The following is a 14,624-nucleotide window of genomic DNA, read 5'->3' on the forward strand; positions in this document are numbered from 1 at the left end:
TCGCGAGCAAGCTCGCTCCTACAGGGTCCGGCGTTTGTATGGAGTGAATTATTGGCGTGACGAACTCACACAGCAATCCAAAGTGTACTATCCAGTTAGTTTTGCGTGCGATTATCGAACACAATGACCCTTGGCGAATTGACGATTTTTCGTCCACTGCGCAACATCAATCTCACATTGGTTCCGGCCATCAATCACCGGCATCAAGTCACCCAAGACCCAGAACACCACATAAAAATTTCAAAAAACGGGTACACACTCATGCACTCATTCAACGCCTTGCTCCCTCGCTACACGCCTCACATGCCCTGCCCCGCGCCCATCCAAACGTCTCGCGCCTCTGGCCGAACCGTGCCGCTCGCTGAATAAACACGTTGTCGTCTGCTGGCGAAAACACCTCAGCCGATCAATCCTTGCGTGCAGACCGCCGCCGATTGATCACGCGCCCTTGAAGTCCCGACGAGCTTCGCTTGTCAGTCATTGAACGGATGGCACACATGATTCCTTCTCAAAGCTCTCGCATGGCTCCGGCCATGGGCGTCGCCACAGGCGGCATCGGCGACAAGATCCGCGGCGCCATGGCCGTCGGCAAAACCCGTTGGGGCATGCTGGCGCTGGTGTTTTTCGCCACCACCCTGAACTACATCGACCGCGCCGCATTGGGCGTCATGCAGCCCATCCTCGCCAAAGAAATGAGCTGGACGGCGATGGACTACGCCAACATCAACTTCTGGTTTCAGGTCGGCTACGCCATCGGTTTCGTGCTGCAAGGCCGGCTGATTGACCGGGTCGGCGTGAAACGTGTGTTCTTCTGTGCAGTGCTACTCTGGAGCATCGCCACCGGCGCTCACGGCCTGGCCACTTCGGCGGTCGGCTTTATGGTCTGTCGGTTCATTCTCGGTTTGACCGAAGCCGCCAACTACCCGGCCTGCGTAAAAACCACCCGTGTGTGGTTTCCGGCCGGCGAACGCGCCGTAGCGACCGGCATCTTCAACGCCGGGACCAACGTCGGCGCGATGTTCACCCCGATGCTGCTGCCGCTGATCCTTCACGTCTGGGGCTGGCAGGGCGCGTTCCTGTGCATGTCGGCATTGGGCGGAATCTGGTTGCTGTTCTGGGGCTTGAAATACTTCAACCCGGAAGATCACCCAAGCGTTAAACAATCGGAACTGGACTACATCCAGAACGAAGTCGAACCGGAACAAAGCCGCGTACCGTTCTCGAAAATCCTGCGCATGCGTGGCACGTGGGCCTTCGCCCTCGCCTACTCGATGACGGCGCCGGTATTCTGGTTCTACCTGTATTGGCTGCCGCCGTTCCTCAATCAGCAATACAACCTGGGCATCAACGTGACCCAGATGGGTATCCCGCTGATCATCATCTACATGACGGCGGACTTCGGCAGCGTCGGTGGCGGCATCCTGTCCTCGTTCCTGATCGGCCGCGGGATCAATCCGATCAAGGCACGGCTGATGTCCATGTTCCTGTTTGCCTGCTGCATCGTCGGCGTGATCATGGCTGCCGGTTCGAGCAGTCTGTGGGTCGCGGTGTTTGCCATTTCCCTGGCCATCGGTGCGCACCAGGCCTGGACCGCCAACATCTGGAGCCTGGTGATGGACTACACGCCTAAACACATGATGAGCACGGTATTCGGCTTTGGCGGCATGTGCGCGGCCATTGGCGGCATGTTCATGACCCAGCTGGTCGGCCATATTCTGACCGTGACCAACAATAACTACACCGTGCTGTTCACCCTGATTCCGGCGATGTACTTCATCGCGCTGATCTGGTTGTACTTCATGGCACCGCGCAAGATTCCAACCGTCACCGAGTAAAGCCCCCCGACGCAATCCCCTGTGGGAGCGAGCCTGCTCGCGATAGCGGACTGACAGTCAACATAGTCGTTGACTGACACACCGCCATCGCGAGCAGGCTCGCTCCCACAGGTCTTTCACCGTTGACCCTTCATCGCCGACTCTGCTGCCACGCCGCCGCCAGGCCGCTGCAGCAAATCACCGCGATCCCGACCACCGTGGTCAGGGTCGGTGTGTGGGAAAACAGCAACCAGCCCAGCAACCCCGCAAACACAATCTGGCAATAACTGAAGGGGGCCAGCAAGGCTGGCGCCGCATGGCGGAAGGCTTGCGTCAGAAACAGGTGCGCAGTCATCCCGCATGCCCCCAGCGCCAGCATCATCAGGCCATGCCCCAGGCTCGGCAGCTGCCAGAAGAACGGCACCAGCGCACTCATGACCAAGGTGTTGCACAAGCCGGCGAAGAAGTTGCTGGTGGTTGGGCTATCGATTTCGCTGAGCTTGCGGGTGAGCAACTGATAGAAGCAGAAAAACAGGGCCGAGCCGAGCGGCAACAGCACCGCGAGCGTGAACAGATCGCCACCGGGATGGACGATAATCAACACCCCGATAAATCCACAGATCACCGCGATCCATTGGCCACGAGTGACGTGTTCACCGAGCAGCGGTACCGACAGCGCGGTGACCAGCACCGGTGCCAGGAAGTTGACCGACGTCGCCTCAGCCAGCGGAATGAACAACAGGCCCGTGGTGAAAAGCAGGCTGGTGCCGAGCAGGCACAACGCCCGCGCCAGCTGAAGCAACGGCCGCTTGGTCCGTAGGACACTCAACCCGGATTGAGGCAGAAAAATCCCGGCCATCAGTAAGGTGTGCACCACATACCGGGCCCAAACCACCATGACGATCGGGTAGATGCCTGAGAGATATTTCGACAAGGCGTCATGGCTGGAAAACAGGAAGGTCGCGACAACGATCAGCAAAATCCCTTTGAAGGGTTGGTTTACACCAGAGAGTGGGGTGCTGACGGTCATGAAAAACCTCTGGATGAAATCGGCATGTGGCAAGGGAGTTTGTTGCCACTGGACCGGTCCGCGTTCGGACGCAAAAGTCCCGACAGGTGAATTCAAACAATTTAGAACCAGGTTCCAGATTCTCACACGGATCAAGACCGAAACTGTTCGAACAGCGCACAGCTTTATGGGCAAACGAAAATCAAATGTGGGAGTGAGCCTGCTCGCGAAAGCGTCGTATCAGTCGACATCTCCTTTGACTGATACGACGCTTTCGCGAGCAGGCTCACTCCCACAATGAACGGTCAACACCGGGATTAACTGAACAATTCAGACGCCAGGCTTGCGGCTGACAATTCCTCGGTAAATTTCAACAGCAGCGGCGCCAACTCATGCAGGCGCGCGCCCGGCATCCGCGCACTGGGCCCGGCAATGCTGAGCACGCCAATCACCCGACCATCGCTGGGATGGCGCACCACCGCCGCAATCGCTGACGTCCCCACCACCGAACTCTCCTCGACCCAGGCATAGCCCTGCTCACGTGCCAGGCGCAGACGTTCGAGCAATTCAATGTTGGAACGCGGCGCGTTGGGGCCCAGCTCCGATGGCCGCTCCACGGCCTGCCGCGCTACCAGCGACAAGGCTTCGGCATCGCTCATGCACGCCAGCCATGCATGCCCGGAGGCGGTGTAAAACAGCGGTGCATCGCGGCCCATATCCGGGTCGTAACGCAGCCCGGAACGGGCGCCCTGGGACTTGGCGATCCAGGTCTGCCGCACGCCTTCGATTACCCCCAGACGCACCAGCTCACCGGTTTCCTGAGCCAACCGGTCAAGCACCGGTTGAACAATATCCGCGCCGCTGCTCGACAAGTAGCGGAAACCCATCGCGACTAATTTGGTCGACAAGTGATAGCGCAAGTTCTCCGGATTCTGCCGCACGTAGCCCAACCGAATCAGTTCGGCGAGCAGGCGATGGGTCGCGCTTTTGGGGATATCCAGTTGCTCCGCCAACGTCTGCATTGGCAGTCCGCGCGAGTCGCTGGTGAGGCTTTCCAACACGCTGAAAACACGTTCTATCTGACTGCCGGCCATGGAAAGTCCCATACGAATTTTTTTCGATTCTAGAAGACAACCGAGCGAATGCGAAACCTGGAACCCATCGTCCCATAACCGCCCACATTAGCGCTTGAATGCGCGGCAGGCGTCCGCCCGTTCGATAAAAATCCATCGTCTGACGGAATTCGATGGGGTATCCATGTTCCTACTGTCTGCGTTGTTCCTGGTGCCCACCCACAGTGGCCAGGTAAAAGCCGGACGACCGGACTGGCGCCGCTCCCACACACCAGCAACACTCATCCCCACGGACAAACAGAGGACTCCCCCATGCTATGGAGAAAAGGCCGACGCAGCGACAACGTGGTCGATGCACGTGGTGATGATGTCGGCGGCGGTGGTGGCGGGATGCGCTTGGGAGGTGGCAAGGGTTTGAGCCTGACGGCAATCCTCTTGATTGTCGGGATTGGCTGGATCACCGGCCAGGACCCGATGCAGATCCTCGGACAACTGACCGGGCAGATGACCGAACAATCGGCACCGGCCAGCAACCAGACCCGCAAGGCGCCCCCGGCCAATGATGAGGGCGCCGAGTTCGTGCGTTCAATCCTCGGCGATACCGAGGACACCTGGGGTCAGATTTTCCAACAGGCCGGTCGGCAGTATAAGAACCCGACCCTGGTGCTGTTCAGCAACCGCGTTAATTCGGCCTGCGGCCTGGCGACGTCGGCAACCGGTCCGTTTTATTGCCCGGCGGACCAGAAGGTCTACCTGGACATGGCGTTCTTCCAGGAAATGGCCCAACGCTTTTCCGCCGCGGGTGATTTCGCGCAGGCCTACGTGATCGCTCACGAAGTCGGACACCATGTTCAGACCTTACTCGGTGTTTCGGCGAAAATTCAGACGGCTCGCCAACAAGGTCGGCAAATGGAAGGCGACGGCGGTTTACTGGTGCGCCAGGAACTGCAGGCCGATTGTCTGGCCGGGGTCTGGGCCAACAATGCTCAGAAACGCCTGAACTGGCTGGAGCCGGGTGACATCGAAGAAGCGTTGAACGCCGCCAACGCCATCGGCGACGACCGTTTGCAGCAGCAAGCTCAAGGTCGGGTGGTGCCGGACTCGTTTACGCATGGTACGTCAGCGCAAAGGGTGCGCTGGTTCAAAACCGGATTTGCGCAAGGCCAGGTTGGCCAGTGCGATACCTTTGCCGCGAAAAACCTGTAAATGAATAAGTGGCTGCTGACCCTACTGATCGCCTGCGCGAGCACCCAGGCTGCCGAGCATGGGGTCAATGAGATCAGCCCCGGGCGACTGTTGCTCAAAGAAGGTGAGATGGCCGTGGGCATCGGCCCGGCGCCGGCGAAAATCGAACGCGTACTGATCATCATCCACGGTCGGCTGCGCAATGCTGAAACCTACCGCCAGAGCGCCGAACGCGCAGCCGAACAGGCCGGACAAAGCGCGACCACCTTGGTGATTGCGCCACAATTTCTTAACGAGACCGACATCGCACTCCATCCGGTGGCGGACACGGTGTTGCGTTGGCAGGGCAATGACTGGATGGCCGGCGGTTTATCCACAGGTCCGTTTCCTCTGAGCTCCTACGCGGCACTCGACGAAATCCTCGCCCGAATCGGCGATCGTCGCCAGTTTCCGGATGTGAAGGAAGTTGTCATCGCCGGTCACTCTGGCGGCGCTCAGGTGGTTCAACGCTATGCAGTATTGAGCCGGGATGTGCCGGAACTCCAGGAGGCTGGCGTGCAGGTGCGTTTTGTGGTCGCTAACCCGTCTTCCTATGCGTATTTCGATGAGCGGCGACCCGTGGCGTTCAAGCACGCGACGTGTCCCGATTTCAATCGCTGGAAGTACGGTCTGTCGAATTTGCCGGCCTATGCCGAAGGGCAAACGCCGGCGCAGCTGGAGGAAAAATACGTCAATCGTGACGTCGTTTATCTGCTGGGCCAGCAGGACACCAACCCCAATCATCCGGCGCTGGATAAAGGTTGCGAGGCAGAAGCTCAGGGTGCGTATCGATTGATTCGAGGGCGCAATTATTTTGATTATTTAAAGCGCAGCCATCCTCAAGGCTTGGGTCAGCAGCTGATCGAAGTGCCCGGGGTTGGGCATGATGGGGATGGGATGTTTACATCGCCTGAGGGGCAGAAGGTGTTGTTTGGTCAGTGAGCTTTGTGGTGTTTGATCTGGCGCCTTCGCGAGCAGGCTCGCTCCCACAGTGGATTTTCAGCGAACACAAAATTTATGTTCCATAGAGAACCAATGTGGGAGCGAGCCTGCTCGCGATGGGGCCCTCAAGCGGACAACATTTCCCGCAACGCCACACAATCCGCCGCATGCCAATCGGTCAATTCCGGCCAGGGATTATCTGGCAGATTGACCAGCACCGTCCGCGCCCCCGCCGCCCGCCCGCAATCCAGATCAAACCGGTAATCACCGACCATCACCAGCTCACTCGCAGGCACTTTCCAGGCTTCGGCCAACTTCAGCAAACCGCCCGGATGCGGTTTAGGCGGTGCTTCATCACGACCCAACACATCTTCCACCGCGAAGCAGTCGGCCAGGCCGATCGCCTCCAGCGTGACGTGCGCCAGTTCGCGCGCATTGCGCGTCAAAATGCCCAGGCGATAGCCGCGCCCGGCCAACTCCCGCACCAATTCCACCGCACCCGGCGCCGGTTTTGAACCCAGCGCCAAATCACGTTCGTGTTCCAGCAACCACGCATGTTTCGCGGCGGCTTCATCGGCCGGCAACGCGGCGAGGTGGGTCAGAATGTCGTCTTCGGCCGGGATCGCCAAGGCCACGCGAATCGCTGCGAAGTCATGCACAGCCACCGTCAGGGTGCCGTCCATGTCGAACACCCAGTGCCGCACCTCGGCCAGGCTCATGCCCAATCCTTGCGATGACGAATCAGGCCTTCCTGAGTGACCGACGCCACCAATTGCCCGGCGCGGTTGAACACGCTGCCCCGGGTGAATCCGCGAGAATTGCCGGCCCACGGGCTGTCCATCGCGTAGAGCAGCCAATCATCGGCGCGCAGGTCCGCATGGAACCACAGCGCGTGATCGAGGCTGGCGACCTGCATGTCTTTCTGCCAGACCGATTTGCCATGCGGCAGCATCGACGTGGTCAGCAAACCGAAGTCCGACGCGTAAGCCAGCAGGTATTTATGCAGCGCCGGGGAATCGGCCAGGGCACCGTCGGCGCGAAACCAGACGTACTTGATCGGATCGGACGGCTGCGGGTTGTAGGGATCTTTCTCGGTAATCGGCCGGAACTCGATGGGCTTGGGGCACAGCAGTTTTTCGCGCATGTGCTCCGGAATCAGGTGTGCACGCTGCTGGGTAATCTCCAGTTCCGACGGCAGGTTTTCCGGACCGACCACGATCGGCATCTCGCTCTGGTGCTGGAAGCCTGCTTCGTCATACTGGAACGACGCGCTGCAGGTGAAAATCGGGTTGCCCTTCTGGATCGCCGTCACCCGGCGCGTGCTGAAACTGCCGCCATCACGCACCCGATCAACCTGATAAACCACAGGCAACGCAGAATCGCCGGGGCGCAGGAAATAACCGTGCATCGAATGCACATGGCGCGTTTCTTCGACGGTCTGACTGGCTGCCGACAGGGACTGGCCGATCACCTGGCCGCCAAACAACTGACGAAAGCCCAAGTCTTGGCTACGGCCACGGAACAGGTTTTCTTCGATCGGTTCCAGGGTCAACAGCTCGACCAGATCATCCAATACTTGGCTCATTCAGACTCTCCTCACACAACGCAATGCCGCGCAGTCTTGGCTGCGGCGGTCAATTCAGTTTTCGGCCCGGGCGCCACTATGGGCGCCATTGTAAACGTCCGCGCCCGCTTATCCATGCAACGTTTGCAGCCATTGTTCACGGCTGATGCGATACAGCACATGGTGCCGCAGGGGATGATCGGCTGCGAGCCTCGGGTGCTCAAAGTCATCGGCTGAATCATGGTGCATGCCAATCGCCTGCATGACTTTTTCAGAGGGGGTATTGGTCTGGGTAGTGAAGGACACAATCTCATTCAGCGCCAAACGGTCAAACCCGCAGCGCAGAGCGGTCCAGGCTGCTTCACTGGCATAACCCAGCCCCCAATGCTCGCGGGCCAGGCGCCAGCCGATCTCGACGGCCGGGGTGAAGGGGGCGTCGAAACCGACCACAAGGAGCCCGGTAAAACCGATAAAGTCACCAGTGTCCTTGCGTTCCAGCGCCCAGAGGCCGAAACCGTGCTCGGCAAAATGGCCACGAATCCGCCCGATCAGCGAAGCGCTTTCCAGTCGACTCAAGGGCTCTGGAAAATATCGCATCACCTGTGGATCGGCGCACATCGCCGCAAACTCTGGCAAATCCTCATCGCGCCACTGCCGCAACAGCAGTCGCGCGCTTTCGAGTTGCAGTATCGGCTCCATCGTCTCCTCCCCTTTCCATGCCGCCAGTCTACAACGCTGGTAGGATCCGTCCTTCATTCCTACATTAAATCGTCATGCCACTGCCGCTGATATACCACGAAGATTACAGTCCCGAGTTCCCGGCGGATCACCGCTTCCCCATGGACAAGTTTCGCCTGCTGCGCGATCACCTGGTGGACAGCGGCCTGACCCGCGACGCCGACCTGCTGCGCCCGGAACTCTGTCCGCCGCAGATTCTCGCCCTCGCACATGACGCTGCCTATATCGAACGTTACATGAGTGGCGAATTGTCCCGCGAAGATCAACGGCGCCTCGGCTTGCCCTGGAGCGAGGCGTTGGCCCGTCGCACAGTGCGGGCGGTCGGCGGTTCGTTGCTGGCGGCCGAGCAAGCGCTGGAGCACGGGTTGGCCTGTCACCTGGCCGGCGGCACGCATCACGCGCACTACGACTATCCGGCGGGTTTTTGCATCTTTAACGACTTGGCGGTGATCAGCCATTTCCTGCTGGAAAGTGGCCGTGTGAATCGGGTGCTGATCTTCGATTGCGACGTGCACCAAGGCGACGGGACTGCGCGAATTCTGCGCAACACCCCGGACGCGGTGACCGTTTCCCTGCATTGCGAAAAGAACTTTCCTGCACGCAAGGCCGAAAGTGACTGGGACATTCCGTTGCCCAAGGGCATGGGCGATGCCGATTACCTCAAGGTCGTGGACGATGCGCTCAACTATTTGTTGCCGCTCTATCAACCGGATCTGGTGCTGTATGACGCTGGCGTCGATGTGCACAAGGATGACGCGCTCGGTTATTTGAAGCTCACAGACGAAGGCGTCGCCGCCCGGGATGAAAGCGTGATGCGCCATTGCCTGGGTCGAGATATTCCGGTGGTCGGGGTGATTGGTGGCGGGTACAGCAAGGACCGCAAGGCCTTGGCCCGCCGTCATGGGATTCTGCATCACAGCGCACAACGGGTCTGGCAGTCATCAGGGTGTCATTGAGCTGTGGATGCTTTACCCACAATGCCTGTGGAGCTGCCTGTGGATAACCTGAGCGAAAGGGCCTGCAGGCCATGCTGCCTATAGCCTGCAAAGGACTGGCTGTTTTTTGATCAGCTATTTTGAAGCGAGATAGATCCATTGTAGGAGCGAGCTTGCTCGCGATGATGTGTCAGCTACATGGGTGTCGACTGACACACCATCGCGAGCAAGCTCGCTCCTACAATGTTTCGGGCTGGTAGAATGCGCGGCTTATTCCGCCAAACCGCAGCGCACGCCATGACTCAGCCCTCCTCCCACTCCCCTCACGTCGCAATTATCGGTGGCGGCCCCGCCGGTTTGATGGCAGCGGAAGTGCTGAGCCAGGCCGGGATCAACGTCGACCTGTACGACGGCATGCCTTCGGTGGGGCGAAAATTCCTGCTGGCCGGTGTCGGCGGCATGAACATCACCCATTCCGAAGCCTACCCGGCATTTCTCTCACGCTACGCCGAGCAGGCACCGCAGATAGCGCCGCTGCTGCGGGGCTTTGGGGCCGAGGCGTTGTGCCAATGGATTCATGACCTGGGTATCGAAACCTTTGTCGGCAGCTCTGGTCGGGTATTTCCTACGGACATGAAGGCCGCCCCCTTACTGCGAGCCTGGCTCAAACGGCTGCGAGACCGAGGCGTAGTTATCCACACGCGCCACCGCTGGATCGGCTGGGATGACCAAGGCGATTTACGTATCCACAGCCCTGAAGGCGAAAAAACCGTCAAGCCTGACGCGACCTTGCTCGCCCTTGGCGGTGGCAGTTGGTCGCGGCTGGGTTCCGATGGCGCGTGGATGCTGCCACTGCAACAACGCGGTGTAGGACTGGCGCCGCTGCAGCCGAGCAATTGCGGCTTCGAGGTGCAGGCCTGGAGCGAGTTGATGGTCAGTAAATTCGCCGGCGCACCGCTGAAAAATATCGCCATTGGCCTCAACGACGACGTGCCGCGGCTGGGCGAGTGTGTAATCACGGCCACCGGGATTGAAGGGAGTTTGATCTACGCGCTGTCGGCTCCGATCCGCGAAGCGATCAATCAACAGGGCTCGGCGACCCTTCACCTCGACCTGTTGCCGGGCCGGCCTGTGGATAAAGTCCAGGCGGCACTGAGCAAACCGCGCGGCTCGCGCTCCATGTCCAAACACCTGCACAGCCAGCTCGGGCTCGACGGCGTGAAAGCGGCGCTGTTGCGAGAGCTGACACCGGTCGAGTGCTTTGCCGACGCGTCACTGCTGGCCAAGGCGATCAAGGCACTGCCCCTGACGCTGGTGAAAACCCGCCCACTGGACGAAGCCATCAGCAGCGCCGGTGGCGTGATGTTCGAGTCGATGGATGAGCGATTGATGCTCAAGCAATTGCCGGGCGTGTTCTGCGCGGGGGAAATGCTGGATTGGGAAGCGCCGACGGGGGGCTATTTGCTGACGGCGTGTTTTGCCAGTGGGCGTGCGGCGGGGTTGGGGATGGTGGAGTGGTTGAAGCGCACGGGCTGAAGACCGTGTAGCGTCCATCGCGAGCAAGCTCGCTCCCACAGGGGATTAGCAAACGACACAGATCCAGTGTGGGAGCGAGCTTGCTCGCGATAGCGGCTTAATTAACACAGCGGCTATTAAGGCTTACGCTTACGCGGCCCGGTATTAAACACCGGGACTTTTCGCACAGGCTTGATCGAAGGTTCCGGCGCCGATGCATCCCCGCTCTCAACCCACTTGCCCAGGTTGCGTTTGCCACCACTGGAGGTCTTTGGCTTCTTCGGTTTTTTCGGCTTCTTGACCACCTGACCGCTGGCATCGGTATCCGGCACGCGGTGCTCAGGTTCGAAATCATGTTCCATCTGGCGAGGCAACGTCTGACGGGTCAACGTCTCAATGGCCGACAGCAGGTTCACTTCATCGGCGCACACCAGCGAAATAGCCTGCCCGGTTGCACCTGCACGGCCGGTACGACCGATGCGGTGGATGTAGTCCTCAGCCACGATCGGCAGGTCAAAATTGACCACCAACGGCAAATCTTCGATATCCAGGCCACGGGCCGCGACGTCGGTGGCGACCAGAATCTGCACTTCGCTGGCTTTGAAACGGTCCAGTGCGCGTTGGCGAGTGGCTTGAGGTTTGTCGCCATGGATGCCGTCGGCGTTGATGCCCAGGCCCTGAAGCTTTTCCACCAGCGCATCCACGCCGTTGCGGGTCTTGGCGAACACCAGCACCTGTTTCCACTTGCCCTTGCGCAACAAATGGATGAACAGCTCCGGCTTGCGCTTTTTGTCGACCGTCACTACCCACTGTTTAACCGTGTTGGCCGCGACGTTGCGCGGGCTGACTTCAATACTCAGCGGATCGTTGAGCATTTGCCCGGCCAAGGTGCGGATCGCATCGGAGAAGGTCGCGGAGAACAGCAACGTCTGACGTTTCTTCGGCAGCGCCTTGTAAATGTTCCCCAGTTCCTCGGAAAAGCCCAGGTCGAGCATGCGATCGGCTTCATCCAGCACCAGGGTTTGCAACTGGTTGAACTTCAGCGCGTTCTGACGGAACAGGTCGAGCAAACGGCCTGGCGTCGCTACCAGCAGGTCGACACCCTTGCGCAGCTTCATCATTTGCGGGTTGATGCTGACGCCGCCGTACACCGCATACGTGCTCAACGGCAGGTTCTCGGCGTATTGACGCACGGCTTCGTGCACCTGTTCGGCCAGCTCGCGGGTCGGCACCAGGATCAATGCGCGCACCGAGTTGGCGGTGACTTTCGGCCCTTCCATGGCCAGCAATTGCAGCAGCGGCAGCGCGAAACCGGCGGTCTTGCCGGTGCCGGTCTGGGCGGCAGCCATCAGGTCGCGACCGGCCAGCACCGCCGGAATGGCTTGCGCCTGAACCGGCGTCGGGGTCTGGTAGCCGAGCGTCTCGAGAGAGCGCAGCAAGGGTTCGATCAGGCCAAGGGTGGCGAAAGTCATGGGATTACCGTAGGAAAATTCAGCGCGGTTGTGCAAAACGAGTGTGCAATGGCGCGCAGTTTACCCTAATTCACACGGGATTCAGTCGGCGCCGCTACGGCGGCCTGAACAGGAGCGCGACGCCACTGCGGCAATCCGATCAGCACCACGGCGCTGATGATCACCAACATCGCCAGTGCCTCTTCGATACCGATGGTTTCGCCGACAAACACAATTCCCAACAACACCGCCACCGCCGGGTTGACGTAGGCGTAACTGGTGGCCGCCGCCGGACGCACATTTTTCAACAGGTACATGTAGGCGTTGAACGCGATGATCGAACCGAAAAAGATCAGGTACGCCAGCGCGGCCCAGCCTTCGACGGGCGGCAGGCTTTCCAGATGTTCACCGCTGACCGCGCTGCCGATCAACAGCACCACGCCGCCCACCAGCATCTCCACGGCGCTGGCCATCGCGCCTTGCGGTAACGGCAAGTGCTTGCTCCATACCGACCCGAACGCCCAGGCCGCCGCCGCGAACACCAGCAACATAGCGCCCAGCGGGCTCGACTGCAGGTTTGATCCGAGATTCAACATGGCAATACCGATCAACCCGAGCACAATCCCGGCCCATTCGAGACGGGTATTACGCGCGCCCCAGAAATAGCCGCAGAGCAAGGTAAACAGCGGCACCGTCGCCACCGCCAATGCCGCCACGCCCGAGGCCACGCCGGTGTGTTCAGCCACGCTGACCGCGCCATTGCCGCAACTGAGCAGCAAAATCCCGATGATCCCTGCCGCTTTCCACTGCGCCCACGTCGGTGCCGGCGCCCCGCGCCAGCGCAGGAAGGCGTACATCAACGAACCGGCAATCACAAACCGGATACCCGCGAGCAGCAACGGCGGCCAGTACTCAATGCCGATGCGAATCACCAGGTAGGTCGAGCCCCAAATCACGTACAAGGCGAAAAAGGCAGCGATCAACGGCAAGGGAAAGCGACGTAGGCCAGGCATGGGGCAGCTCGTAGGCAAGGCAAGTGAACCGCTATTCTAGAAAGGCCAACGGCGAAAAATAAGTTACAAAACCTGTTTAAACCGCCAGTACACTTTTCAAAACACGGAGATCACCGCTTTAAACCGCGCTTTCGAAAGTTATGTCATTTGAGGGGAGCCACGATGGATAAATACGACCGAATGCTGCTCAGCGCCCTACTGGAAAATGGTCGTGCGTCCTACGCCGAACTGGCGCGCAAGGTGAACCTGTCCGCCCCGGCCGTCGCCGAGCGCGTGGCCAAACTTGAAGCCTGCGGCGTGATCACGGGTTACCAGGCGAAAGTCGACCTGTCCAAGGTCGGCCTGCCGATCCAGTGCGTCATTGAGCTACGCCTGAATCAGCATGGCAATCAGAAGGCCTACGACGACCTGATCAAAATCCCGCAACTGACCGAATGCCACCGGGTTACCGGAGATCCGTGCGTAATCATGCAAGCGGCGGTGGGCTCGATGCCGGAGCTGGAAGAGCTGATTAACCGGATTGCCAGTTTTGGCTTCAGCAAGACCTCGATTGTGTTATCGAGCGCCATCGAGAAGCGCGTGCCGTTGGGGCAGCTGGAAGGGAAATAGATCTGATGTTGTAGGAGCGAGCTTGCTCGCGATGGTGTGTCAGTCGACATACATGTAGCTGATACACCATCGCGAGCAAGCTCGCTCCTACAAGGGATTTGCGGTTTTTTTAGAACCCGCGATGCCGCTTGAGATGCTCATTGATCTTCGCCGCCGGCACTTTCTGCAAGCTGCACAACAACTCATGCGATAACTCCCGCAACCCATGCTTGTGCCGGAGTTCCTGCGCGAGATGCGCCGTCAGGTTGGCAGCCATCTCGGCATCGGCCATGGCCCGGTGAGCCTGGCCGGTATGAGGCAGTTTGGCGAATGTGGTGAGGGTACCGAGTTTGTGGTTCGGCGCGGCGGGCATCAGCCGACGGGCCAGTAGCAGCGAGCAGGCAAAGTTCTGCAAACGGGTGCGTTTGATCAGCCCGAGTTCAAAGTCCCAGAACTTCTGGTCGAACGCGGCGTTGTGCGCCAGCAGCGGCGTGATGCCGACGAATTCGTTGACTTCATTCATCACCTGCTCGGCCGATGGCGCGGTGCGCAACATGGCATTGCTGATGCCGGTAAGTTGTTCGATGAACGCCGGGACGCGTACGCCAGCATTCATCAGGCTTTGGTAGCGATCGACGATGCGCCCCTGTTCGAGGATCACCACGGCAATTTCCGTGGCTCGGCACCCGGTGCCCGGGGAGATCCCGGTGGTTTCAAAGTCGATGACTGCTATGCGTTCCAAACCTGTTTCAACTCCG

At 59.7% G+C, this 14,624-nt stretch carries 14 protein-coding genes; 6 read left to right on the top strand and 8 right to left on the bottom strand.

What is annotated here, in order from left to right; all coding sequences use genetic code 11:
• Positions 1-497: 497 nt before the first annotated feature.
• Positions 498-1,835 carry an MFS transporter gene (locus tag AC1MDT_RS18375; RefSeq protein WP_480418396.1) on the top strand — a complete coding sequence of 446 codons (1,338 nt, stop codon included), beginning with the start codon at positions 498-500 and terminating at the stop codon, positions 1,833-1,835.
• A gap of 130 nt (positions 1,836-1,965) precedes the next feature.
• Here AC1MDT_RS18375 and AC1MDT_RS18380 read toward each other — a convergent pair whose 3' ends face one another.
• Both AC1MDT_RS18380 and AC1MDT_RS18385 read right to left on the bottom strand, forming a co-directional pair.
• Entirely contained in the window at positions 1,966-2,844 is an 879-nt protein-coding gene (locus AC1MDT_RS18380; RefSeq protein ID WP_480418397.1) for a DMT family transporter, read from the bottom strand.
• Positions 2,845-3,140: 296 nt separating this feature from the next.
• Positions 3,141-3,917 carry an IclR family transcriptional regulator gene (locus AC1MDT_RS18385; RefSeq protein WP_480418398.1) on the bottom strand — a complete coding sequence of 259 codons (777 nt, stop codon included), beginning with the start codon at positions 3,915-3,917 and terminating at the stop codon, positions 3,141-3,143.
• 291 nt (positions 3,918-4,208) lie between these two features.
• Here AC1MDT_RS18385 and ypfJ point away from each other — a divergent pair, with 291 nt between their 5' ends.
• Both ypfJ and AC1MDT_RS18395 read left to right on the top strand, forming a co-directional pair.
• Positions 4,209-5,102, top strand: coding sequence for a KPN_02809 family neutral zinc metallopeptidase (gene ypfJ, locus AC1MDT_RS18390; protein WP_480418399.1), 894 nt, complete (start codon positions 4,209-4,211; stop codon positions 5,100-5,102).
• The gene (locus AC1MDT_RS18395; RefSeq protein ID WP_480418400.1) at positions 5,103-6,062 is read left to right on the top strand and encodes an alpha/beta hydrolase; all 960 of its coding nucleotides are present in this window, start codon (positions 5,103-5,105) and stop codon (positions 6,060-6,062) included.
• A 125-nt stretch (positions 6,063-6,187) separates the two neighbouring features.
• Here AC1MDT_RS18395 and AC1MDT_RS18400 read toward each other — a convergent pair whose 3' ends face one another.
• The 3 genes from AC1MDT_RS18400 to AC1MDT_RS18410 all read right to left on the bottom strand — a co-directional run bounded on the left by AC1MDT_RS18400 (position 6,188) and on the right by AC1MDT_RS18410 (position 8,325).
• Complete coding sequence (locus tag AC1MDT_RS18400; protein WP_480418401.1) at positions 6,188-6,781, bottom strand: HAD family hydrolase; 594 nt, start codon at positions 6,779-6,781, stop codon at positions 6,188-6,190.
• Positions 6,778-7,647, bottom strand: a complete 870-nt coding sequence (gene tesB, locus AC1MDT_RS18405) for an acyl-CoA thioesterase II (protein WP_480418402.1) — start codon at positions 7,645-7,647, stop codon at positions 6,778-6,780. Before tesB ends, AC1MDT_RS18400 begins: the two co-directional genes overlap by 4 nt.
• A gap of 108 nt (positions 7,648-7,755) precedes the next feature.
• Positions 7,756-8,325 (bottom strand): GNAT family N-acetyltransferase, encoded by a 570-nt coding sequence (locus AC1MDT_RS18410; protein ID WP_480418403.1) that lies wholly within the window; start codon positions 8,323-8,325, stop codon positions 7,756-7,758.
• A 74-nt stretch (positions 8,326-8,399) separates the two neighbouring features.
• Here AC1MDT_RS18410 and AC1MDT_RS18415 point away from each other — a divergent pair, with 74 nt between their 5' ends.
• Both AC1MDT_RS18415 and AC1MDT_RS18420 read left to right on the top strand, forming a co-directional pair.
• Entirely contained in the window at positions 8,400-9,320 is a 921-nt protein-coding gene (locus AC1MDT_RS18415; RefSeq protein ID WP_480418404.1) for a histone deacetylase family protein, read from the top strand.
• Positions 9,321-9,596: 276 nt separating this feature from the next.
• Positions 9,597-10,835 carry a TIGR03862 family flavoprotein gene (locus AC1MDT_RS18420; RefSeq protein WP_480418405.1) on the top strand — a complete coding sequence of 413 codons (1,239 nt, stop codon included), beginning with the start codon at positions 9,597-9,599 and terminating at the stop codon, positions 10,833-10,835.
• Between the two features lie 116 nt (positions 10,836-10,951).
• On the opposite strand, the gene rhlE1 is transcribed toward AC1MDT_RS18420, so the two are convergent.
• Both rhlE1 and yedA read right to left on the bottom strand, forming a co-directional pair.
• The gene (gene rhlE1, locus AC1MDT_RS18425; RefSeq protein ID WP_414910653.1) at positions 10,952-12,286 is read right to left on the bottom strand and encodes an RNA helicase RhlE1; all 1,335 of its coding nucleotides are present in this window, start codon (positions 12,284-12,286) and stop codon (positions 10,952-10,954) included.
• 65 nt (positions 12,287-12,351) lie between these two features.
• Positions 12,352-13,278 (bottom strand): drug/metabolite exporter YedA, encoded by a 927-nt coding sequence (gene yedA / locus AC1MDT_RS18430; protein WP_480418406.1) that lies wholly within the window; start codon positions 13,276-13,278, stop codon positions 12,352-12,354.
• 162 nt (positions 13,279-13,440) lie between these two features.
• Here yedA and AC1MDT_RS18435 point away from each other — a divergent pair, with 162 nt between their 5' ends.
• Positions 13,441-13,887: an Lrp/AsnC family transcriptional regulator gene (locus AC1MDT_RS18435; RefSeq protein ID WP_480418407.1), complete on the top strand. Its 447-nt coding sequence runs from the start codon at positions 13,441-13,443 to the stop codon at positions 13,885-13,887.
• 109 nt (positions 13,888-13,996) lie between these two features.
• Here the strand turns inward: AC1MDT_RS18435 and AC1MDT_RS18440 are convergent, their stop codons facing one another.
• A complete protein-coding gene (locus AC1MDT_RS18440) occupies positions 13,997-14,608 on the bottom strand; it encodes a 3'-5' exonuclease (protein WP_201116189.1) in 612 nt (203 codons plus the stop codon).
• Between the last annotated feature and the right edge of the window lie 16 nt (positions 14,609-14,624).

The organism is Pseudomonas sp. ASL7 (genome assembly GCF_056680375.1).

What these genes read in the sequence shown, in the direction of transcription:
- AC1MDT_RS18375 (WP_480418396.1), top strand. Translation starts at nt 498, where the DNA reads ATGATTCCTTCTCAAAGCTCTCGCATGGCTCCGGCCATGGGCGTCGCC.
- AC1MDT_RS18380 (WP_480418397.1), bottom strand. Translation starts at nt 2,844, where the DNA reads ATGACCGTCAGCACCCCACTCTCTGGTGTAAACCAACCCTTCAAAGGG.
- AC1MDT_RS18385 (WP_480418398.1), bottom strand. Translation starts at nt 3,917, where the DNA reads ATGGCCGGCAGTCAGATAGAACGTGTTTTCAGCGTGTTGGAAAGCCTC.
- ypfJ (WP_480418399.1), top strand. Translation starts at nt 4,209, where the DNA reads ATGCTATGGAGAAAAGGCCGACGCAGCGACAACGTGGTCGATGCACGT.
- AC1MDT_RS18395 (WP_480418400.1), top strand. Translation starts at nt 5,103, where the DNA reads ATGAATAAGTGGCTGCTGACCCTACTGATCGCCTGCGCGAGCACCCAG.
- AC1MDT_RS18400 (WP_480418401.1), bottom strand. Translation starts at nt 6,781, where the DNA reads ATGAGCCTGGCCGAGGTGCGGCACTGGGTGTTCGACATGGACGGCACC.
- tesB (WP_480418402.1), bottom strand. Translation starts at nt 7,647, where the DNA reads ATGAGCCAAGTATTGGATGATCTGGTCGAGCTGTTGACCCTGGAACCG.
- AC1MDT_RS18410 (WP_480418403.1), bottom strand. Translation starts at nt 8,325, where the DNA reads ATGGAGCCGATACTGCAACTCGAAAGCGCGCGACTGCTGTTGCGGCAG.
- AC1MDT_RS18415 (WP_480418404.1), top strand. Translation starts at nt 8,400, where the DNA reads ATGCCACTGCCGCTGATATACCACGAAGATTACAGTCCCGAGTTCCCG.
- AC1MDT_RS18420 (WP_480418405.1), top strand. Translation starts at nt 9,597, where the DNA reads ATGACTCAGCCCTCCTCCCACTCCCCTCACGTCGCAATTATCGGTGGC.
- rhlE1 (WP_414910653.1), bottom strand. Translation starts at nt 12,286, where the DNA reads ATGACTTTCGCCACCCTTGGCCTGATCGAACCCTTGCTGCGCTCTCTC.
- yedA (WP_480418406.1), bottom strand. Translation starts at nt 13,278, where the DNA reads ATGCCTGGCCTACGTCGCTTTCCCTTGCCGTTGATCGCTGCCTTTTTC.
- AC1MDT_RS18435 (WP_480418407.1), top strand. Translation starts at nt 13,441, where the DNA reads ATGGATAAATACGACCGAATGCTGCTCAGCGCCCTACTGGAAAATGGT.